Annotated in this window: 16 protein-coding genes; 9 read left to right on the plus strand and 7 right to left on the minus strand. The window is 59.0% G+C overall.

The genetic code is table 11. The annotated features are described in order from the left end of the window. Nucleotides 1-380 precede the first annotated feature (380 nt). The 4 genes from KF712_10230 to KF712_10245 all read left to right on the plus strand — a co-directional run bounded on the left by KF712_10230 (nucleotide 381) and on the right by KF712_10245 (nucleotide 8,469). Nucleotides 381-1,469, plus strand: a complete 1,089-nt coding sequence (locus KF712_10230) for a ribonucleotide-diphosphate reductase subunit beta (GenBank protein ID MBX3741357.1) — start codon at nucleotides 381-383, stop codon at nucleotides 1,467-1,469. Nucleotides 1,470-1,567: 98 nt separating this feature from the next. Further along, nucleotides 1,568-4,849 carry a ribonucleoside-diphosphate reductase subunit alpha gene (locus KF712_10235; GenBank protein ID MBX3741358.1) on the plus strand — a complete coding sequence of 1,094 codons (3,282 nt, stop codon included), beginning with the start codon at nucleotides 1,568-1,570 and terminating at the stop codon, nucleotides 4,847-4,849. A gap of 59 nt (nucleotides 4,850-4,908) precedes the next feature. After that, nucleotides 4,909-7,272, plus strand: a complete 2,364-nt coding sequence (locus KF712_10240) for a protein kinase (GenBank protein ID MBX3741359.1) — start codon at nucleotides 4,909-4,911, stop codon at nucleotides 7,270-7,272. 231 nt (nucleotides 7,273-7,503) lie between these two features. Further along, entirely contained in the window at nucleotides 7,504-8,469 is a 966-nt protein-coding gene (locus KF712_10245) for a hypothetical protein (protein ID MBX3741360.1), read from the plus strand. 152 nt (nucleotides 8,470-8,621) lie between these two features. On the opposite strand, the gene KF712_10250 is transcribed toward KF712_10245, so the two are convergent. The 4 genes from KF712_10250 to KF712_10265 all read right to left on the minus strand — a co-directional run bounded on the left by KF712_10250 (nucleotide 8,622) and on the right by KF712_10265 (nucleotide 11,525). Next, nucleotides 8,622-9,029: a DUF533 domain-containing protein gene (locus tag KF712_10250; GenBank protein MBX3741361.1), complete on the minus strand. Its 408-nt coding sequence runs from the start codon at nucleotides 9,027-9,029 to the stop codon at nucleotides 8,622-8,624. A gap of 30 nt (nucleotides 9,030-9,059) precedes the next feature. Further along, nucleotides 9,060-9,722: a c-type cytochrome gene (locus tag KF712_10255; GenBank protein ID MBX3741362.1), complete on the minus strand. Its 663-nt coding sequence runs from the start codon at nucleotides 9,720-9,722 to the stop codon at nucleotides 9,060-9,062. A 508-nt stretch (nucleotides 9,723-10,230) separates the two neighbouring features. Further along, nucleotides 10,231-10,980 (minus strand): PEP-CTERM sorting domain-containing protein, encoded by a 750-nt coding sequence (locus KF712_10260; GenBank protein MBX3741363.1) that lies wholly within the window; start codon nucleotides 10,978-10,980, stop codon nucleotides 10,231-10,233. A gap of 143 nt (nucleotides 10,981-11,123) precedes the next feature. Then, nucleotides 11,124-11,525, minus strand: a complete 402-nt coding sequence (locus tag KF712_10265) for a translation initiation factor (GenBank protein MBX3741364.1) — start codon at nucleotides 11,523-11,525, stop codon at nucleotides 11,124-11,126. 339 nt (nucleotides 11,526-11,864) lie between these two features. On the opposite strand from KF712_10265, the gene KF712_10270 reads away from it, so the two are divergent. Beyond that, nucleotides 11,865-12,449, plus strand: a complete 585-nt coding sequence (locus KF712_10270; protein MBX3741365.1) for a hypothetical protein — start codon at nucleotides 11,865-11,867, stop codon at nucleotides 12,447-12,449. A gap of 56 nt (nucleotides 12,450-12,505) precedes the next feature. Then, nucleotides 12,506-13,102, plus strand: coding sequence for a hypothetical protein (locus KF712_10275; protein MBX3741366.1), 597 nt, complete (start codon nucleotides 12,506-12,508; stop codon nucleotides 13,100-13,102). Nucleotides 13,103-13,123: 21 nt separating this feature from the next. Here KF712_10275 and KF712_10280 read toward each other — a convergent pair whose 3' ends face one another. Next, on the minus strand, nucleotides 13,124-14,797 hold the full coding sequence (locus KF712_10280) for a hypothetical protein (GenBank protein MBX3741367.1): 1,674 nt from the start codon (nucleotides 14,795-14,797) through the stop codon (nucleotides 13,124-13,126). 100 nt (nucleotides 14,798-14,897) lie between these two features. On the opposite strand from KF712_10280, the gene KF712_10285 reads away from it, so the two are divergent. Beyond that, nucleotides 14,898-15,860: a diaminopimelate dehydrogenase gene (locus KF712_10285; GenBank protein MBX3741368.1), complete on the plus strand. Its 963-nt coding sequence runs from the start codon at nucleotides 14,898-14,900 to the stop codon at nucleotides 15,858-15,860. 42 nt (nucleotides 15,861-15,902) lie between these two features. On the opposite strand, the gene KF712_10290 is transcribed toward KF712_10285, so the two are convergent. Continuing rightward, nucleotides 15,903-16,583: an SDR family oxidoreductase gene (locus KF712_10290; protein MBX3741369.1), complete on the minus strand. Its 681-nt coding sequence runs from the start codon at nucleotides 16,581-16,583 to the stop codon at nucleotides 15,903-15,905. 104 nt (nucleotides 16,584-16,687) lie between these two features. Here KF712_10290 and KF712_10295 point away from each other — a divergent pair, with 104 nt between their 5' ends. Together KF712_10295 and KF712_10300 are read left to right on the plus strand one after the other, a co-directional pair. Next, complete coding sequence (locus tag KF712_10295) at nucleotides 16,688-17,566, plus strand: aminoglycoside phosphotransferase family protein (protein MBX3741370.1); 879 nt, start codon at nucleotides 16,688-16,690, stop codon at nucleotides 17,564-17,566. 91 nt (nucleotides 17,567-17,657) lie between these two features. Further along, the gene (locus KF712_10300; GenBank protein MBX3741371.1) at nucleotides 17,658-19,646 is read left to right on the plus strand and encodes a sulfatase-like hydrolase/transferase; all 1,989 of its coding nucleotides are present in this window, start codon (nucleotides 17,658-17,660) and stop codon (nucleotides 19,644-19,646) included. Nucleotides 19,647-19,656: 10 nt separating this feature from the next. Here the strand turns inward: KF712_10300 and KF712_10305 are convergent, their stop codons facing one another. Further along, the gene (locus tag KF712_10305; protein ID MBX3741372.1) at nucleotides 19,657-20,514 is read right to left on the minus strand and encodes a prolyl oligopeptidase family serine peptidase; all 858 of its coding nucleotides are present in this window, start codon (nucleotides 20,512-20,514) and stop codon (nucleotides 19,657-19,659) included. Nucleotides 20,515-20,548 lie beyond the last annotated feature (34 nt).

The following is a 20,548-nucleotide window of genomic DNA, read 5'->3' on the forward strand; positions in this document are numbered from 1 at the left end:
TCAGGGAAACCGGCCCCCGACCGACGGGTGGAGGAGAGGGAAGGGGAAACTTTTTCAAAAATTCGGCAGGTCCGGTTGGTGCGCGCCGGATCGAAAAATTTTCCACCCACTAGACCCGCCCTCCGCCCCCCCGGTGAGGCCCGATCCTCCTACAACCATCGACGGATTGGCAATGTGCATGCATTACGGAACCACCATATGTAGTATTGTGAATAATTTGTTAATACCACATGAGCAAACCTGACCCCGAATCGCATTGACCCGGCACCGTGACTGCTATCAGTATCTCCCCCCGGCGCGCCGAACCTTGATCTGAAGATTCAGACGCGCCGGAGGGATCTTCCCTACTAGCACCATCACCCGATTTTCATCCACGTCAAATGGCCGCCACCACCACTGTCACCGTCGGAAGCAAGACCTTCATCCTCGACCGCGAAAAAGCCGAAGCCGCCTTCGCCGCGAAAAAAGTCATCAACGGCAAGGACACCATGTTCTTCAACATCCTCCCGCTGAAATACCAGTGGGCGTACGACCTGTACAAGACGATGAAGAACAACCACTGGGAGCCGGAGGACATCACCATGCAGAAGGATGTCGAGCAGTGGCGCTCCGACGAGATCACCGACGTGGAGCGGTGGATCATCAAGATGGGCATCGGTTACTTCTCCGCCGCCGAGGGCATCGTCGGGGACAACGTGCAGCACGTCACCCGGGAGCTGGTCACCGCGCCGGAACTGAAGCTCGTCCTGGGCCGCCACGCCCATGAGGAGAACATCCACGCGGACAGCCTGGTCTACATGCTCTCGTCGCTCGGGTTGAACCCCCACGAATGCGAGGCCATGTTCGAGGACATCCCGACGATGAAGGACAAGAACCACTTCGTCGTCTCCAACTCCCGCGCCCTCCGCCGCGACATCGACCTCACCGTGCTGGAGAACAAGCAGGCCTTCGCCAAGAACATCTTCCTCTTCGGCCAAGTCATGGAAGGCACCCAGTTCTACGGCCTCTTCGGCATGATCCTCAGCCTCTACCGCCAGAACAAGTTCCCGGGCATCGGCCAGATGTTCCGCTACACCCTGCGCGACGAGTCCAACCACATCGAGGTCTTCCGCAACCTCCTCATGGACCTCATCGATGAAAACCCGGACATCTGGACCGAGGAATTCCGCGAGGATCTCCGCGCCACCATGGCCGAGGGCATCCGCCTTGAGAAACTCTTCATCCGCGACTGCCTGCCCGTCGCGGCCCTCGGCCTCAACTCCGGCGATTTCGAGACCTACATCGACTACATCGCCGACCGCCGCCTCGCCTCCTGCGGCCTCGCCCCCCTCAACCCCGGCACCTCCAATCCCTTCCCCTGGCTCGCCGAGATGATGGACATCAAAAAGGAAACCAACTTCTTCGAAGGCCGCGTCACGGAGTACCAGAAAGCCTCCGCGCTCAGCTCAGTCGACGACGACGAACTCTGACCCGTGGCTGTGGCGTCCCGCCGCAGGCCGTTTGAGGGGCGTCCCGCCCCGTTCTTAGACTCTCCGCCATCCCATTCACCCGTCCTAAAAAATTCGCCATGTACCGCTCCCTTAACCTCAACGAAGACCTGGCCCTCAAACAGGTCGTCACCGACCGCTTCTCCCTCGAAGACCGTGGCTTCGCCTGGCGCGAAGTCCTCCCTTCGGAAAAGCGCAGCCCCATCCCGGACATCACCATCACCCGCGGCACCACCGACACCCACTTCTCCTTGGAAGACGTCGCGGACGCCATCGGTGACTCCCTCACCGACCTCCTCATTTCCCGCAGTGAGGACGAGAAATCCATCTTCTCCGACGTCAACCGCAAGTTCGTCTCCGACGTCGCCCACTCCGTCGCCTCCTTCCTCACCAAGTCCCTGGACGACGGCGGCCGCCTCCGCCTTTCGGAGTCCGACCTTTACCTCCTCATCGAAAAGGCCCTCCTCGAGAACGAGGCCTACGACGTGGCGAAGTCCCTCGCCTTCCGCCGCTCCTTGGAGAAAACCGGCTCCGTCGATGTCAACGCCAACCCCCACGCCCTCCCCGTCCGCCTGATCCGCCGCAGCGGCAACGTCGTCCCGTGGTCGGAGACCAAGATCGAGATCGCCGTGCGGAAGGCCTTCCTCACCATCAAGGAAAACCCGGAGCCCGCCGTCGAGGTCGCGAAGGCCGTCACCGACCGCGTCCGCTGCGGTGACTCCTCCTTCGTCCACATCGAGGACGTCCAGGACATGGTCCAGGAGGAACTCATGCGCCAGGGCCACTTCAAGGCCGCCACCCACTACGTCCGCTACCGCGACGAGCGCGCCCGCCTGCGCCGTGAGGAAGAGGAAAACACCGACGACGCCAACCAGGAGTTCATGATCACCGTCACCACGGATGACGGCCAGTCCTCCTTCTGGGACGGCAGTGAGCTGCGCAAACGCATCGCCTACGCCTCCATCGGCCTCGACATCGACATGCCGGAAACCGAGATCGAGCGCGAGCTCCGCCGCTCCGTCGGCAGTGAGATCTCCGAAAAGGACCTCAAGAACACCATCATCCTCAACGCCAAGGCCCTCATCGAGAAAGACGCCGACTTCGACAAGTTCGCCGGCCGCATCCTCCTCTCCTACATCTATGAGGAAGTCCTCGACTGGAGCATCCAACGCGACGGCATCGACAAGCTCAAGGCCGCGCACAAGGCCGCCTTCAAGAGCTACCTGAAACACGGCGTCGCCATCAAGCGCCTGCACCCGGAGATCCTCGACGCCTACAACCTCGACAAGCTCGCCGAGGCCTTCGACCCCACCGCCGACCTCGACTTCGACTACCTCGGCATCCAGACCATGTATGACCGCTACCTCATCGTGGACAAGACCGGGGCAAAGCAGCGCCGCATCGAGACCCCGCAGTTCTTCTGGATGCGCGTCGCCATGGGCCTCTTCAAGAAAGAGGAAACCGCCCGGGAGGACTGGGCCATCCGCCTTTACAACCTGTACAAAGGCCGCCGCTTCTGCTCCTCCACGCCCACCCTCTTCAACTCCGGCACCCTCCACAGCCAGCTCTCCTCCTGCTACCTCTACAAGGTGGACGACTCCATCGAGTCCATCATGCAGCGCGGCATCGCGGAAAACGCCTACCTTTCCAAGTGGGCCGGCGGCCTCGGTGGATCATGGACCGCCGTCCGCGGCACCGGCGGCTACATCCAGGGCACCAATGGCGAGTCCCAGGGCATCATCCCGTTCCTGAAGCTCCACAACGACCAGCTCGTCGCCGTCAACCAGGGCGGGAAACGCCGCGGCTCCGGCTGCGCCTACCTGGAGACCTGGCACAACGACATCGAGGACTTCCTCGAGCTGCGGAAAAACACCGGTGACGAGCGCCGCCGCTGCCATGACATGAACACCGCCAACTGGATCCCCGACCTCTTCATGAAGCGCATGGAGGACCGGGAACAGTGGACCCTCTTCCGCTCGAACGAGGTCCCGGACCTCCACAATCTCTACGGCCAGGCCTTTGAGCGCCGCTACACGGAGTACGAACAGATGGCCGCCGATGGCAAGATCTGGGGCCGCCAGTTCCCCGCCCTGGAACTCTGGAAGAGCATGCTCAAGATGCTGTTCGAGACCGGCCACCCATGGATCACCTTCAAGGATCCCTGCAACGTCCGCTCCCCGCAGGACCACGTTGGCGTCATCCACTCGTCCAACCTCTGCACGGAGATCACGCTGAACACCTCGGATGAGGAAACCGCCGTCTGCAACCTCGGCTCCGTCATCCTGGACACCCACATCACCCGGGACGGCGCCCTGGACCATGAGATGCTGAAGGAGACCATCACCGTCGCCATCCGCGCCCTGGACAACGTCATCGACATCAACTTCTACCCCACCACCGCCGCCGCCACCGCCAACAGCCGCCACCGTCCCATCGGAATGGGCGTCATGGGCCTCCAGAACGCCCTCTACAAGCGGAACCTCGCCTTCGCCTCGGACGCCGCCGTCGAGTTCAATGACGAGTTCATGGAAGCCATCGCCTACTACGCCTACAGCGCCTCCAGCGACCTCGCCGCGGAGCGCGGCACCTACTCCACCTATCAGGGGAGCAAGTGGGACCGCGGCCTCATGCCACAGGACACCCTCGACCTCCTCGAGGACGAGCGCGGTCGGAAGATCGACGTCCCGCGCGGCGGAAAGATGGACTGGTCCGTCGTCCGGGAAAAGATCGCGAAGAACGGCATGCGGAACTCCAACGTCCTCGCCATCGCCCCCACCGCGACCATCTCGAACATCACCGGCACCACCCCCTGCATCGAGCCGAACTACAAGAACCTCTACGTGAAGTCCAACCTCTCCGGCGACTTCATCGTCCTCAACAGCGAGCTGGTGCGCGACCTCAAGAAGGCCAACCTCTGGAACCAGGAGATGCTCGACCAGCTCAAGTACTTCGACGGTGAGCTGGACTCCATCGAGGACATCCCGGAGCAGCTCAAGCAGAAGCACAAGACCGTCTTCGGCATCGGCCATGAGTTCATCATCGACGCCGCTGCCCGCCGCCAGAAGTGGATCGACCAGTCCCAGTCCGTGAACCTCTTCCTCGCCACCCCGGACATGAAGACCCTGTCACACATGTACCGCCGCGCCTGGGACAAGGGCCTCAAGACCACCTACTACCTCCGCACCCTCCAGGCGTCGAACATCGAGAAGGCGACCATCGACGTCAAAAAGGAACAACGCGGCGTCATGGCTGGTGCCACGGCCCCGGCAACGGCTCCGAAGCGGGAGTTCACCGCGGAGGAGAAGAACGCCTGCAGCATTGACGCGATGCTCAACGGCGGGACTTGTGAGGCTTGCCAGTAACTTCCTTGGTAAAAACGAAGTGTAAAGAACTTTAAATCGCGGACCATCTACCTCCTATCATGTCAAGTTACGAAGAACTGCCCGCGTTTAAAGCTCTTCACAAGCGACTTTCACTCGATGCGGATCGAGCGATTGTTTTTGTGGGTTCAGGGCTTAGCAGGGCGGCTGGCCTTCCTGATTGGACCGGATTGAAAAAACAAATTATTCAAGATTATCGCCTTGAAGCAGATACTACAGATGAACCGCTTCGCTCAGAAATAAAACGAAAATGCGATACGGCAGAGAATGTTGACGATCTGTGGCTTTCATTTTCTCTGATAAAAAAGATCAGACCCGAAGCGTCTTTTATTACCGCCATAAGAGGGGCTCTTAATGCTGTAAACAAGGACACCCCTCTAAATTATCATCGCATCTGGAAATTGGGAATAGCTGGGATTATTTCTCTCAATCTCGATGATTTTTCTAAAAAGGCTTATTCTGAAGTATTCTCCGGGCGGTCTCTAGAAGATTTCACAGGTAAAAATATATCAGATTTCGCTGATGTTTTAACAAGAGATGCCCCATTTTTATGTGATTTGCACGGTCGATTAGGGGAGTCTTCTTCTTGGGTCATGACTAAAGAAGAGCATGTGAAACTTCTCCAAACCAAGGGTTTTTCTGAATTTATAACAGCCTGTTTTCTATCAGGTACCGTAATTTTTGTCGGAATAGGGGCGGATGATACTGCCGCAGGGGGACTTCTCGAGAATCTGACTAAAGCTATTGGCGTCACAAATCTAGGGAGTCATTATTGGATAAGCGACCGTTCAGACTCCATCGCTACGAATTTTGCGGATAGAGTGGGTATAGGCCGAATACACTATTCTGGCGCCAACGGGCATGAAGAATTAGAGCAAATATTAGAGAAACTTGGTTCCAGCTATATCTTGCCTAAACCCCCTGTGGTGCTTCCTGCTGGCTCCAAACAGAGGCATTTCAGTCAGCCAAGCCTTGAGGAATTATTGGCTATAAACGATCCTAATCAATTAAGAATTCGCTTAAATGAGATAGCGACTCAAATTTTGGGGTCGTCAAGGCCTGATCGCGAGAAAAAGTATCAGGATTTTCTCGATGAGTATGAGATTGCAATTTCAAGAGCGTGGTTTATTCCAAAAGTCGCCAAGGCCCCATTCTTCGGATATGAACTAAAGCGACTAATTTCCGGAAGTGGAGCGTTTGGTCGAGTATATGAAGCAGTCGATAATAATGGTGGGAGCTTTGCCATTAAATTGATTCATAACGATGTTCATGATAAGCCTGAGTTATTAGAGGCTTTTCGACGAGGAGTTTCTTCCATGAAAATAGTTGCTAACCGGAACGTTCCAGGCGTTGTTTCGATAAAGCAGGCTTGGGAGCTTCCCGCTTCAATAGTGATGGACTTTGTTCCTGGCCTAAATCTCGAAGAATCGGTAGAAGTTCGTCAAATTATCGACTGGGGACAAAGACTTCAAGTTTTTCATCAATTAGCGAATGTTCTCCTGAGGGCGCATAGGCTTCCGGAAATTGTAGTGCATAGGGATGTTAGGCCGCCTAATGTAATTTTGAGGAATTTTTACGGTAAGGGTGACGATATTGATGTATCGTTAGTTGATTTTGACTTATCTTGGCATCGTGATGCATTTGGTCGATCAATTCAACAATCCGTTGGAGTCCATGGGTATTTTGCTCCCGAACAGTATACTCAAATAAATAAGGCAAGTTCAAGAAGTGCATTGGTCGACTCGTTTGGGCTAGCAATGACAATGTATTATGTTGTTACGGGCAAACATCCTGTTGTAGGATATACAGAGCGCACCTCTTGGGTCCCCGAGCTAGAGTCTTGGCGGATGATCTATCCTTGTACAACCTGGCAATCGTTGCCTACGCGGATATCTAGACTAATAAGGCAAGCCGCCCAACTAGAGCAAGCGAAGAGGGCAGATATGACGACAATGGTCCGGGAACTCGGAGCATTGTTGTTGCTTTATGAAAAGGACAAAATTCAAGATATCCGTATATTAATTGAGGAAATCGGTCATGTTTCACGATGCTTGAGAGGGGGCTACAGCTGGGATGAATTTGAGGGCGCTGCCACCTATGTTAGCCCTTCCGGGCTGATGGTTAGTCTACAAAGACAATCTGCGGACATTCTATGTCTAAATGCAGAGTGGAAAAATTTGGGAACTTCGCAGTATGAGTCGGTGAAAAAATACTTCACTGACGCAAAAGGAAAAATAGGAGCCGAGTTGAGAGCCAAAAAGTGGGAATGTGAAATTGACGGAAATTTCGATGGCTTAAGAGTTATTGCAAATAAGAAGTTGGTTCTCAGTTATATAAAGAAAAATGATGTGGATGATTTGGCGAAAATCGTTGACTTTATAATCGATTCTTTAACTTTCGCCTAATGGCGATTATTTTCGATGATTCCCATAATTTTTATTTCTGAGTGAGGAGGGGTAGGGGTAATCTGTCAGAAATTTTCAGGTTTAAGGATCGAGCTATAATCCAAACAATAAACTAGCCAAACGGTAATCCTCATTAAAGGGGGAGGTGATAATTTTAATTTGACGGAGATTGCAATTATATTATGTTTGATCTTTTTTGTTTTATTTTTCATAAGTAAATCACATCAATCAATGGAAATTCTGAAAAATAGATTCTTGTGGATTGCAATTATGTTAACCATTCTTGCTATGATCTGCGACGATTGGTCTGCGCAGGCGCCCCTTCAATTCAAAAATATCCAAATCGCTGTTGGAGGTGAGCTTGTAGAAAAAAGCATCATAGAAACACCTATGGCTAATAGGCTAGTGAGGTTGTTTTCTATTACAATATATAGTCTCGCGGCGGGCGTATTTATCTCTGCATTTGTTACGAATTTTATCGAAAGCCAGAGAGCAAGGGAACATCAGGACGAACTAAGACGGTTGGAAAATTCGCTTTCTTTGAGTGTATTTGAGGCGCTTTTCAAAAAGTTGGTGCCCGATGAAGTATTTGAATGTATAAAATCGGAATTTCTTCTCAATTCACTTATAAGAAGAGATGTTAACTTGATTTTTGATTTTTCCTACGGGGAAGAAAAGATTGTCTTAAAGCAGACTTTGTCATATAATCTTGAAAATTTGACCGATTCATCGATCTCAGACCCTATAGGCGCGATTGCAGAACAGCCGATGGGAGATGAGGAATCTGAGCTACTTTTGCGTGCCTCTTGCATCATCGATTCAAAGCATATTCTGGCGTATGATCGAATTGAGAAGCCTGCCGGTATTACCGAAACAACGGACGTCCATGGTAATCGGCTTACGGAAATAAATTTCGAAATACCGGCACGAAAATCTGCCGAAGTAACTCTTGTCTGGCGATCCTCATACAAAATATGTAAAAGTTGCTGCTATTTTAGGGATGCATTCTTCACGACATATCCAATTATAAATGGTTCGCTCATCGTAAATAAGCCTAGTGATATGAAATTTGATCTATTCCAAGTTAATTCAACGAAATTTGAAGTTTCGGTTGACGAGCCTGAGAGAATTATGTATAAGCTCCGAGGGGCGATGCTTTCTAAGCAAGGTCTTTTATTCACTTTTGGTCCCAGGTAAGGCGCGGGAATCAGAAGTTGAGATAGATGTCTTTGGTCTTCCATCGTCGCCGTGATTTCGCAAAAAGTGTTTGATTGGCGCGATCCGTCGATTGAAGCGGAAAATCTTTCATGAAGAGCCATGTCCTTGCGGCTTTTCAAGTCCTTTTCCGCTTAATGCTTACTGATGGTCACGCACAGGTGTCTGTTATCCCAGTCGCCGGGGAAGAGAGCATCATGCACCGTCTTCACCAACTGCTCATCGAGCTTGAGCGAACTGGCCAGGCGGCGGAGGAAGAGGTGCTCCGAGGGTGAGTCCAGGTCGATGGCGGTGAGGGCCGCGCCGTAGATCTCGCTGGCTTCCTCCGGGCCGTTGGCCAGACCGGCGATGTGCTCGACGGTGGGCGGGGCGTTGAGGGCGCTGGTCAGCCGGGCTTTTTCTGCAGGCTCCACCGGGGCCTGGTCGATGGCACCGGCCAGGGCGGTCATCTCGATGCTGTCGATGGTGCCGTCCGCCGCCGCGGCGGCGATCATGGCGAGGATCATCTTCATCGGCAGCTCGCCGGTGACCTTCACCTGCACGGCGGCGGTCTAGAGGGATAAATGTGGGGGCTACATCCCCTCCGCCAACTTCCGGATCGCGGCCTGGCTTTCGTCGGAAAGCCCGTCGAGCGGGTAGAAGGCATCTTTGCCGTTTTCCAAGGCGAAGTGGACTTTGCCGTCCTTGAGGCCTTTGAAGGTGGCGCGGATTTTCTGGCCGGCGCGGTTGGTCCATTCCTGCGGCCCGGGGGTAGGGGCGGCGGTGGGGATTTCGGCATCTTCTTCGCCCTCCTCGGTCACCAGGACGCCGTCTTTGAAGCGGAGGATCTTTTCGGGGTCCATGTCCTTGCTGCCTTTCTCACCCTTTTCGCGGCCGATGGCGGCGCCTTCGTGGATCCACCTGGCCACGGTCATGACTTCCTCCGGGGTGAGCGGATCGCCCTTGCCCTTGGGCGGCATGGCGCCTTTTTCCGCATGGGGCTTGGTGATGGTCACGAACAGGTAGCTGGCATCCCAGTCGCCGGGGATGACGACATCGTTTTTGGCGAAGCGTTTGTGGAAGCGCTCCAGGTCGTCGAGGCGCAGTCCGCCTTTCACTTCCTCGGACTCGGCGCTGTGGCAGTCGGCGCACTTCGCCTGGAAGATGGGCATGACGTCCTTTTCATAGTCGAGCGCCGCGGCGCGGCAGGTGAGGCACGCGGCGATGAGGAATGCGGTGAGGGCTGGGCGGCGCATGGGTTGGCGGCGGGGATGGGATCCGCCAACCACAGAGGAACGCAGATGAACCCGGATGGGAAGAAGATTGGGCCAGGTGTCCCGGCAGGGTCCCTACATTAGGGAGAAATCCAACCCCAATGGAAGCGAAGCGACATGGACGAACTGACTCCCCGAAATCCAACCGCAGATGAACGGGATGGACGCAGATGAACGTCAGGATGGATCTAAAACCCGCGTCCGGACCGCCAACTTCGGCTCCAAAAGTCCGAGGCGTACGATGAAAACAAAGATTTTGCGTGAATCTGCGTCCATCCCGTTCATTTGACGAAGGATTCCGCATGGTCAGTTCGTCCATGTCGCTTCGCTTCCATTGCGGTTGAAAAATGCAGGTATCAGGGAACTGCCCATCCCTAATGTAGGAGCCCTGGGTGTCCCGGATCACCTCTTTATGGAAATGATTCCAGATTATCCCTCCGGGGACGGATGTCCGCGGAGGTACTTGGGAAAACCCGCAGGAGGAATATTTTCAGCGCCGGCGGCGCAGGCCCAGCAGCGCCAGGCCGCCCACCAGGGCGATCGCGGAGGACGGTTCCGGGATGACTTCCACGCTCACGGCCTGAATGCCGACATGGGAGCTGAGGTAGGTGTTGTCCGTGGTCAGCGTGTAGGTCAGGTTCAGGGCCTGGCCCGCGGTGTCCGGGCGGAAGTCGTAGGTGAAGAGCCCGAGATTTCTCGAGTCGTTGCCGTGGACCATCGTCAGGCTCGGCGTGGTGGCTCCCGGCAGCGTGGCCGTCATGGTGCCGGTGGCTCCCTGGCCGGTCACCCACACGCTCACGCGGTAGGTCAGGCTGGGATCCCCGAGGATCGAGAGAGAGACCCCATGGCCGACAGCGTTCAGGTCCCCGGCGATCACGCCGCCCATGGTGGCGGGGCCGAAGGTGGTGGCGGCACCGGTACCCCCGGTGAACGAAAACGTGGTGGTGGTACCGCCGACGCCACGGATGGAGGTGGCCGTCCCACCCACGCCGATGGCGCTGATGTAGCCCGCGTTGCCGACGGTGGGGCCTCCGGATTTCCGGGAGGACGCGTCAATCGTGCCGCCGCCGGTCGCGGTGGTGGTGGAGGTGTAGTTCCAGGCCGCCCAGCCCAAGGTCCCGCGTGCGGAAAGATCGATGTTCGCGCCCAGGCCGCTGCTCGTCACCGATCCGGTCAGGACGGCCGCACCGGCCATGGAGAAAGGCGCGCAGAACACGCAGCAGAAGAGGAGGGGTTTCATGACAAGGAACTTGTCCGGTGTGTACCCGCTGAAAGGCAGACCGGCAAGGTGAAACTCGGTCAGGGCCGGGACTGGAGGTGCCGGAAGATCGCGGGAAGATGCGATGGATTCCCGTCTGCAGAGGAGGAAGCGCTGCCCCGGAATCACCCGCCCGCGAACACCGGCCTGAAGCCCGCTTCCGTGAGGATGCGTTTCATTTCCTCCCGCTTGTCGCCCTGGATCTCGATGCAGCCGTCCTTGACGGTGCCGCCGACGCTGCAAGCCTTCTGCATCTTCTTCGCCAGCTCCTGCTTTTCCGCAAGGCTGATGCCGATGAAATTTTTCGCCACGGTGATGCCCTTGCCGCCGCGGCTCTGGCGGATGATGTCCACCCGGCCGCGGTTCGTGTTCTGCCCGCGTTTGGACGTCTTCACCACCGCATCCGCGGCTGGCGTTTCCCGGGGCGCGGGACCCTCAGGCAGGCCACCCAGCCCCCCAAGCGCCGCGAAAGGATCTGTTGGCGGATTCTTTCCTCCGCCCGCATCGCCGCTGTGCTTTCCGCTCATGCCGCCATTCAACCACGGATGCCACGGAGTTCACGTCATTTCCTCCCGGTGGGCAGCGGGGAAGCTGCGCCATCGTTCCGCCAGAGATGACGGGAGGATTGCAGCGGACGGGGTTTATGGATATACGGGCTGCCATGAAATTTCCCCTGATCTGCTCGCTGTGCCTGGCCGGGTTCTCCCTCGCCACGGAGCCGGTGACTTTCCCCATGGAGGTCGGGACCCTGAAGACGGTGGGAGCGGGAAGCCGCACGTATGATGGGGTGAAGGTGGTCAGCAAGGACGCCGTGGGCATCAAGATCATGCACGAAGGCGGGGACCTCACGCATCGCCTACGAAAAGTTGCCGCCGGATCTGAAGCAGCGTTTCGCCGTCGATCCCGAAGCGGCGAAGGCCCAATTGCGCAAGGAAGCGGAACAGAACGCCGCGCATGACCTCGCCGTGGGGGACGGCATGCAGACGCCCGGACAGGAAGGGGCGAAGACCACTCCGTCGGAGGGGGGCAAACCCCAACCGTCAGGCAAAGGGGTGGAGGATTCCGATGAGGTGCTCATCGAAAGGATACTGGCCGAGGACAAGCCGGATGCCACGGGCAGGACGAAAGCGGAGAAGGTCGTGTTGATGAAGGGTTACGTCGCCCGCCTGAAGCAGCAGATGGCGAAACTGGATGAGGAACTCAAACTCCGGGAGGAGCGTTATTCCCGCGGCAGTGCCCGAGCCGCCGACCGAGGGAAATACTTTTCAAGGGACAGGCAGGACTTCACTGAGGGTGGAAAGGGTTATACCGAAAGCGGAAAAGCATCCCTGGCAAGACGCGAGGAAAAGATGGCGGGACATCACGCGAAGTATCACGCCGCGCGTAAGCAGATCTATGACAAGCTGAAGGATGCCGAGAAGGATCTTTTCGATCTGGAGTTCGGCAACTGACGGCAGGAGGCGATGCCTCTGGACAGGATCCCGCGGATAGGTAGCCTCCGCCTCCCATGAAACCTGCCCTCCTGTTGCTTTCCTTTCTGGTCGCCAGCCTGTTCACCACGAGCTGCGCCACCTTCCCGAAGAACCAGCTTCCCAAGGTTTCAGCCACTCCCGCCTCCGGAGCGAAAAAGGTATCCCTCACTTACTCCCTCAAGTCCGGCCATGACCTGACTGGCAGCCGCACGGAAGGCACGGCCCAGCAGAACGGCATCTATGAAAAGGCGCTGGTCTCCGCCATGGAGAAGAGCGGGCGTTTCTCCTCCGTGAAGTCCGGCAAGGGCGGTGCCGTCCATCTGGATGTGGACATGCTCAACCACGGCAACGGCGGGCTGGCCTTCGTCTCCGGTTTCATTTCCGGCTTCTCCCTCTTCACCATCCCGGGCGGTGGCTCTGACAACTACACCCTCACCGCCAATGCCCGGACCTCCTCCGGCAGATCCCGCGAATACCGTCTGGACGATGGCGTGACCACCGTCTTCTGGCTGCCGCTGATTTTTGCCGCGCCCTTCGCCAATCCGCAGCAGGTCATGCCGCAGGTGCAGGAAAACATGTTCGCGAATCTGGTCCCCGCATTGGAAAAAGACGGCCTCATCCCCCGGAACTGAGCGCGTCCGTTTCCCGGGGGATCAGTCCGTGGACCCTCCGGAGGCCTTCACCCGGAGAAATCCTTTGTTGCCGGTCATGGGGATCGAGCGCTGGATGGTTTCAAAGGGTTCCCAACCCGTGAGGGTGTCGGATGTCTCGATGTCGAAGTCGATGTCCACGCCGGTTCCTGTTTTGCGCAGCAGCACCCCGCCGAAGCGGAGATCCTGGATGCTGTTCTCGTCGTAGAGGCCGAAGTCGATGGGCGACGCCTGGATCTGGGACAGGTGGTTGGAGCGGATCGCGCCGGCGAGGGCGGAGTAATCCACCGAGGGATCGAGCCCGTATCCTGCCACCCAGGCATCCGGCACGCCGTCGTTGTTGGAATCCTGCCCCGGATCGATCAGCCGGAAGGTGATTTCCCCCGCCAGATCCGCGCTGCTTTCCTGCCAGGGGGCATCGGTCAGGGACGCGGGGTCCCGTGTGTCATCGGAAGCGGTGTAGGCGGTTCCGGATGGATAGGGGTTGTCGTTCCTGGCAACCACCGCGCAGTGGGTGTGGTTGCCGCTGGTGAGCCCGAGGTTCTCGATGGAGGCGTAGGCGATGTAGTGTTTCCCCGGGGTCACGGGCAGGTCCAGGCCGGGAAAGGTGATGGTTTCGTTCCCGCCGGTTTCCGGGATGGTCTTGGTGGTGGATTCAAACAACGCACCGCCTGTGGGCCGCCTGAGGAGCGGATCCCACTCCGCGATGGTGAGGATGAAATCCGCCGGCTTGTCAGCGGTGGGGTTGATCCCGTTGAACCTGGCGTCCCGGAAAACAAAGCTCACCGAGCCGAGTGCCTGCGCCGTCGGCGGAGCCAGAAAGGACTGTCCCACGGTATGCCGGTGGAGCGGTGCTTCGAACCCTTCGTCCACCACTCCATCCTGGTCGTCGTCGATGCTGTTGCCGGGGATGTCGCCATGGGTGCCGAATGGGATCTGGATGGGGGTTCCCCCGCCGGGATCCGCAGTGAGTCCGTCAGGAACGGGAGACGCTTCGAGGATCAGCGACAGATCCCTGGAGGGGCTGGCGAGCCATGCTTCGGCAGCCACTCCGCCGATGCCCGTGGTTCCGTTGGTCTTGGTGACAAGCTGCCCGCCCGCATAGGGATTCCCATCCCGGCTGGCCACGGCCAGCAGGGTGTGGTTTCCCCTGGAAGGGGCGGGATCCTGGAGGATGAGGAAGATCACATGGGGGGCGTTGGCCTGGAGGGAGATGTTTCCGGTGGGGATCACATGGTCGTGGAACTGCCCGTCTTGTGGCGGTGTGATCACTCCGGACTGGAACAGGACATTTCCCGTCGGGCGGAGTTCCGCTTCATCCCATGCCATCAGAACCACCTTGAAGGGGGCGTCGATGTCATGCTCGGGGACTGCTCCGGAAAATTTCGTGTCCACCGTGCGGACAGTGACCTGGCTGAGGATGGGAAAGCCGGGAGGCAGTCTGAACGTCTGTCCCACGATGTGATGGATCGAAACAGGATCCTCCTCATCCGTCACTCCGTCCTGATCATCGTCAACGGAGTTTCCGGGAGTTTCGCCGTGATAACCGAATGGCGTGAGGGAGGCGGAACCTGCGGAGCGGGTGTCGATCAAGGTGCTTCCCAGTGCCGGTCCGGCGAACATGAGGATGGCGGGGACGATCCGGGAGTTCATCGCCTGCCATGCTACCAGATCCATCTCCCGGGAATCAAGGATTCCTTTGCCATGGTGTGCCCTGGGATTTCCCCCCGGCCCGTGGCCATTGACAAAGGGACGGTCGGTCGCCTTAGTTCCGCCCATGAATCAAATTCATGTTGGGATCGTGGGCTATGGAAATCTTGGGCGGGGCGCGGAGGCGGCCATTTCGATCAGCCAGGACATGGAGCTGAAGGCGGTATTCAGCCGCCGTGAGCTGGATCATCCGCTGTATGCGGCGATGGACGGAATCCTGGCGTGGAAGGACAAGCTGGACGTGCTGATCCTCTGTGGCGGCTCCGCCACCGACCTGCCGGTGCAAGGACCGGAACTGGCGGAGCATTTTACGATCGTGGACAGCTTCGACACCCACGCCCGCATTCCGGAATACCATGCGACGGTGGACCGAGCGGCGGACAAAAGTGGGAAGATCGCCGTCATTTCCACCGGCTGGGATCCGGGCCTGTTCTCGATCATGCGCGTGCTGTTCGAGGCGGTACTGCCTCAGGGCAAGGAATACACGTTCTGGGGCAAAGGGGTAAGTCAGGGCCACTCCGATGCGATCCGCCGGGTGCCCGGTGTGCGGGATGGCCGGCAATACACCATCCCGTCGGACGCGGCGCTGGAACAGGTGCGCGGTGGCGGGAATCCGGATCTGTCCACCCGGGAAAAGCACACCCGCGTTTGCCATGTGGTGCTGGAAGACGGCGCGGATGCGGCGGCGGTGGAAAGCGAGATCGTCAGCATGCCGAACTACTTCGCGGACTATGACACCACCGTGAATTTCATCAGCCCGGAGGAACTGCAGCGCGACCATGCGGGCCTGCCGCACGGAGGATTCGTCCTGCGGTCCGGTGAGACGACGTCCGGCAACAAGCACCTGGTCGAGTTCGGCATCAAACTGGACAGCAATCCGGAGTTCACTTCCAGTGTGCTCATCGCCTATGCCCGCGCGGCGGTCCGTCTTTCCCGGCGCGGGGAAAGCGGCGCCCGCACCGTGTTCGATATTCCGGTGGGACTCCTTTCGCCGCATTCCGCGGAGGAGTTGAGGAAAGCCGCGCTGTGATCCTCCGGATGCCTCTTCGGTCAGGGTTGGACACTTCCGGCCCTACTGCGGGGCTGTCAGCGCCCTGCCATTGTCCTGTGGGCCGAGGTGTTCGAGAAACGGCACTGTCTTTTTCGCCCACGTGACGGGATCCGGGTAGTCATGGGCGTCCTCGCCGAAGCTGCTCTGGAGCATCTCCGTGTCGATGATGCCAGGGTTCAGCGCCACCGCGGCCATCCCGCGGGGGAGTTCCTGGGACAGCGCCTGGGTGAGTCCTTCCACGCCCCACTTCGTGCAGCAATAAGGCGCGACCTCCGGTGAGGTGGAACGGCCCCAGCCTGAGGAAAAATTCACCACCACCCCGCTGCCGCGGCCGGTCATCGCGGGGAGGAAGGCCCACAGCACATGGTGGATGCCTTTCAGGTTCACGTCGATGACGCGGGAGAATTCTTCCGGTGGCACCTCCCACAGCGGGGCGTTGGCGTTGATGACGGCCGCATTGTTCAGCAGCAGATCCGGTGCGCCGGGGCCGTCCATCACATCCTGGGCGAAGGCGGCGACCTCTGCGGAAGAGGTCACATCGCACTGCCGGATGAAATGCCCGTCCCCCAGCTCCTCCGCCAGCCGGGCGGCTGCATCCGCTTTCGTTCCACAGCCGGAGACTTTCCAGCCGCGGGCCGCGAACGAGCGGGCCATTGCGAGGCCCAAGCCACGCGTGCATCCGGTGATGAGGACGTGTTTCATGGCATATTCCCTACCTGATCTGTTGGGGGAATGCACCCGCATTCCATCAAACCGTTATCGCTTGATCGCAAGGCTCGCGCATGGTCCATCTCCGTGGCCTCCACATGCCACTCCAAGAACCCGCCGCCGCCATCCATGCCGCCACGGAAACCGCCAGGAACCATGGCGTGGTTCCGGACCGGTGTGAGATCCTCCAGCGGGCGAACACCCTGGTGTTGCGCCTGACGGAGACATTGGTCGCGCGTGTCGTGCTGGATCTGGATGGTCCGCGCCAAGGATTGGAGTGGTTCGGTCGGGAGAATGCCGTGGCCCGCCACCTCGCGGAGCTGGGGGCACCGGTCATCCCCATGCATCCGGACATCCCTCCCGGCCCGCATGAACACTCGGGCTACCCGATCAATTTCTGGCAATATGTCACGCGGGTGGACGCGGAGCCTTCGCCACGGGAGATCGGCCGGACCTTGTTCCGCTGCCACGAACTCCTGCGCTCGTTCCGCGGTGAACTTCCGGAGCTGGCCATCCTGGTGGAGAGTCTGAACCTTCTGGACACCTTGGAGGAAAAGTCCGCGTTCCCTGCCTCCGTCATCCGGTTGTTGCGGGAGCGGCTGGTTTCCTCGCTGGCGGCATTGCGGAGTTTTCCGATGCAGCCGCTGCATGGCGACGCCCATCCGGGCAACCTCATGAACACCACCGGCGGGCTGCTATGGACGGATTGGGAGGATACCTTTTCAGGTCCAGTGGAGTGGGACCTCGCCTCCATCATCTGGAATGCCCGGCTGCTGGATGAGGACCATGAAACGGCGGACGGCATCCTTTCCGCCTACGAGGCGGAAGGTGGCATCATCCATCCGGACGCGCTGCACCACGGCATGGTCGCACGGGCGGCGGTGATGACCACCTGGTATCCCATCCTCTATCCGGAACCATCTGCGGAGCGTCAGGAAAAGCTCCGGCGGCGGCTGGAGTGGCTGGAGACCTGCTGAGCGCGAGGCCTTTGTGGCGGGCGAGCGGGAACGTGTGACAAATGCGTTTCTCTTGCACATTTGCGGGCGGCTTCCACAGTTCTGCCCGCCCATGACCTCATCCGCGTCCCCAAGTCCCGGCTGGCACCGGTTCCTCACCCAACTCGCCATGGTGGTCCGCCTGATCCTGTGGATCCTCGTCTGCCTCTGCATTTCACGCGGGCTGCTGGTCTGGCTCAACCGCCACGCCATGGATGGTGCGACCACAGGTTTGGACTATCTCGAAGCCATGGCCGTCGGCCTGCGGTTCGATGGCCGGATCGCCGCATTCCTGGTGACCCCGTCCGTCATTCTCAGCGCGCTGTGTCTGAAATTCGATCTCACGAAGGCGACCCGCCGCACCACGCTGGCCGCGGGTTTCATTTTCACCATCCTGTGGCTGCTCCTCGGCACCATCACGCTCGGTTATTTCAGGGAGTATCACAACCAGTTCGACCCCCACGTGCTGGGCGTGGTCTATGATGACTTCGACGCGGTGGTGCAGACCATCTGGAAGACCTATCCGGTCGTGCGTGGCATCCTGGTGTTGCTGGCGCTCATGGCCGGTCTCTGCTGGCTGATGAGGCGCTGGGTGCTGCTGGATATCCCGAGCCGCTTTCCCGCCGCCCCCCGTGCGCTGCCGGGCAGAATCGCGTGGACGCTGGCGATTCTCTTTGTGCTGGTCGTGGGTCTCCGCGGGGCCGTGAAAGGAAGGCCCGTGCAGGAGAAAGACGCGGGCTGCACCGGTGACCAGGTGCTCAACCGCTGCGTGGTGAATCCGTTTTTCGCCCTGCACTACGCCATCGGCGCGCACCGCAGGTTGATGGACCAGGGTGGGCTGGACCAGTATCTGGACGAAAAGGAACTGATGTCCGCCTTTCGCGAGTTCGCCGGAACGGATGATCTGAAAACGGTGGACGACGCTTTCCTGAAGAAAGCCGCGGGACCGTCAGGACCGAGGCCGCAGCACATCTTCGTCGTGCTGCTCGAAAGCTATGACGGCTGGACGATGATGCCGGCGCATGCCGCGTGGGACATCGCGCCGAACATGCTGCGTCTCGGGGAGGAAGGGGCGCGGGTCACCCGGTTCGTCGCCGCCTCGCGCAGCACCATGACGTCGCTGTCATCCGTCATCTCCGGCCTGGCGGATGCCGGTGTCATCACCAACGAACGCTCCCGCCCCGGGCAGCCTCCGTTCGCCACTTCGGTCGCCGCGCAGATGAACGGCCTCGGTTTTGAAACGCACTTCTTCTACTCCGGTCTGGGCACCTGGCAGAGGGTGGAGGATTTCGCGAAAGAACAGGGCTTCAAGCACACCCACATGGGACCGGACATGCCCAACAGTCCCGGCTCGAACGAATGGGGCGTCACCGACCGTGACCTCTACCAATACATCGAGAAGACCATCCGCCCGGACGTTCCCAGCTTCAGCGTGATCATGACCGCCTCCAACCACCGGCCGTTCAGCATCGATCTGGCGAAGGAAGGTTGCGAGGTGAAGGTGCCGGCGACTGGCTACCCGGCCTTCGACGAGGGAAATGCCACCCTGCGGATGCTGGGCCACCACAAGTACTCCGACAAATGCGTGGGCGAGTTCGTGGAGCGGATGGATGCGAAAGCCCCCGGTTGCTTCTTCGCACTTACAGCGGACCACTGGGGGCGTGCGTTCCCCGGACCCCGCCCCACCATGATGGAGCAGGCCTTGGTTCCACTGGTCCTCTGGCAGAAAGGACGGACTTTCCCCGATCTCTCAGGCGTGGGAGGCAGCCACTATGATCTTGGAGCCACCGTCATCGAGCTGGTCGCCCCGCAGGGTGCATCCTATTACGCCATCGGGAGAAACCTCCTTGGGGCGAATCCTCCGGTCCACGCCCAGTCCCGGCTGTGGGACATCGGTCCGGATTCGATCGTCGCGATGGGAGGCGAGGGGCGGATGGAGACGCTGGATGGCAAGACCTTGGCCCAGCCTCCGGCGGATCTCCCGCAACAGCTCCGCCTCTACAATCTCGTCCACGGCCTGTCGTGGTGGAGGCTGATCGAAGGGAACGAATTCCCGAAGTAGGCTCCATCACTCAACGGTCCGGATTCGTCGGGGAAAGATGCCCCAGCATGAAACGCACCACCGGAGCGGGGTCGTCCAATCCGTGGGGGTGGTGGCCCGCGGCGTGATGGAGGACGGTGATGTCGCCGCCCAGCTCCCGGTAGCGCTTTGCCAGGATGGCGGTGTTTTCCGCCACCGGCACCACATCATCCGCATCCCCCACCACATGGAGGAGCGGAACCTTTGCCGCCGCGAGGCGTGCGAGTGGTTTTTCATCGAGGGCGTTTTCCTGGAATGCCTTCGCCTCCTCATCGCTTTTCCAGCCGTAGAGATTCTTCGCGTGCTGCCAGTCCTTCGGGCTTCCCTTGCCCTTGCCAAATCCGCCCGGCCAGCTTTTCAGGTCACAGACCGGTGCATCCCCGTAGATGAAGACGACCTTGTCCGGGTTCCGCTGTGCCCAGCGGTAGGCCATGAAACCGCCACGGGAAATGCCGATGAGCCCCACCTTCGCGGCGAACCCTTTTGAGACCATTACCTTGTGGAACTCGTCCATCAGCCGGAGCTGCTCCTCGCAGCCCAACCGGTTGAAATCACTGATGTGCGCGTGATGGATGCCCTTTTCCAGCAACTGCGGAACACCGGTCCGGTCCGTGAAGGCATCCGGAAACTCCGTGCACCAGGTCCACGGCCTGCCCGGCAGGGGATTGGCCGGTTCCACCACCCATGCCTTGTGGCCGGACACTTCGAATTTGTGCCGGGTATGGCCGCGCCATTGGTCCGTGGTCCCGGGGGCGGAGACGGTGGATGGTGCCTGCGCGCTTCCTGCAGTTGGGAGAAGGAACACCGCGAGGGCGACGAGCAGGGAGGTGATGGATCGGGAACGGCTCATGGAATGGGAATCACCCTCATACGGAAGGAGATCG

Source organism: Akkermansiaceae bacterium, assembly GCA_019634595.1.
Classification (GTDB): domain Bacteria; phylum Verrucomicrobiota; class Verrucomicrobiia; order Verrucomicrobiales; family Akkermansiaceae; genus Luteolibacter.

Excerpts from the sequence above, each read along its gene's own strand:
- KF712_10230 (MBX3741357.1), top strand. The coding sequence starts at position 381 with ATGGCCGCCACCACCACTGTCACCGTCGGAAGCAAGACCTTCATCCTC.
- KF712_10235 (MBX3741358.1), top strand. The coding sequence starts at position 1,568 with ATGTACCGCTCCCTTAACCTCAACGAAGACCTGGCCCTCAAACAGGTC.
- KF712_10240 (MBX3741359.1), top strand. The coding sequence starts at position 4,909 with ATGTCAAGTTACGAAGAACTGCCCGCGTTTAAAGCTCTTCACAAGCGA.
- KF712_10245 (MBX3741360.1), top strand. The coding sequence starts at position 7,504 with ATGGAAATTCTGAAAAATAGATTCTTGTGGATTGCAATTATGTTAACC.
- KF712_10255 (MBX3741362.1), bottom strand. The coding sequence starts at position 9,722 with ATGCGCCGCCCAGCCCTCACCGCATTCCTCATCGCCGCGTGCCTCACC.
- KF712_10260 (MBX3741363.1), bottom strand. The coding sequence starts at position 10,980 with ATGAAACCCCTCCTCTTCTGCTGCGTGTTCTGCGCGCCTTTCTCCATG.
- KF712_10265 (MBX3741364.1), bottom strand. The coding sequence starts at position 11,525 with ATGAGCGGAAAGCACAGCGGCGATGCGGGCGGAGGAAAGAATCCGCCA.
- KF712_10275 (MBX3741366.1), top strand. The coding sequence starts at position 12,506 with ATGAAACCTGCCCTCCTGTTGCTTTCCTTTCTGGTCGCCAGCCTGTTC.
- KF712_10280 (MBX3741367.1), bottom strand. The coding sequence starts at position 14,797 with ATGGATCTGGTAGCATGGCAGGCGATGAACTCCCGGATCGTCCCCGCC.
- KF712_10285 (MBX3741368.1), top strand. The coding sequence starts at position 14,898 with ATGAATCAAATTCATGTTGGGATCGTGGGCTATGGAAATCTTGGGCGG.
- KF712_10290 (MBX3741369.1), bottom strand. The coding sequence starts at position 16,583 with ATGAAACACGTCCTCATCACCGGATGCACGCGTGGCTTGGGCCTCGCA.
- KF712_10295 (MBX3741370.1), top strand. The coding sequence starts at position 16,688 with ATGCCACTCCAAGAACCCGCCGCCGCCATCCATGCCGCCACGGAAACC.
- KF712_10300 (MBX3741371.1), top strand. The coding sequence starts at position 17,658 with ATGACCTCATCCGCGTCCCCAAGTCCCGGCTGGCACCGGTTCCTCACC.
- KF712_10305 (MBX3741372.1), bottom strand. The coding sequence starts at position 20,514 with ATGAGCCGTTCCCGATCCATCACCTCCCTGCTCGTCGCCCTCGCGGTG.